Source organism: Bacillus sp. SIMBA_031 (assembly GCF_046535225.1).
GTDB lineage: Bacteria > Bacillota > Bacilli > Bacillales > Bacillaceae > Bacillus > Bacillus velezensis.
On record NZ_JAWRXC010000745.1, the window covers coordinates 1 to 231 of the forward strand.

1 protein-coding gene is annotated in these 231 nt (G+C 68.0%); it reads left to right on the top strand.

Going from position 1 to position 231, the window contains the following annotated elements; translation table 11 throughout:
* The coding region (locus SB724_RS22040; RefSeq protein WP_410573238.1) for a hypothetical protein at positions 1 to 231 on the top strand (231 nt) is incomplete at both ends.

Genomic DNA, 231 nt, shown 5'->3' on the forward strand with positions numbered 1-231 from the left:
GGCAACTCCGGTGATCGGGCGGGTCGCCGTCGGCGTCTGCGCCGCGGCCAACCTGACCTTCCTGGGTGTGATCATCACAGATGTGCTATCCAGCAGCGCCTCCGCGGTTCTGTCCGCGATGGCTCCCCCGTCAGGGCGCCTCGGCCTGCTAGCTTTCGGGCTCGGGGCGTCAGTCATACTCGGTCTCATCTTCGCGGTGAACTCCCTGACCGCTCCCGCCCCCGACTACGG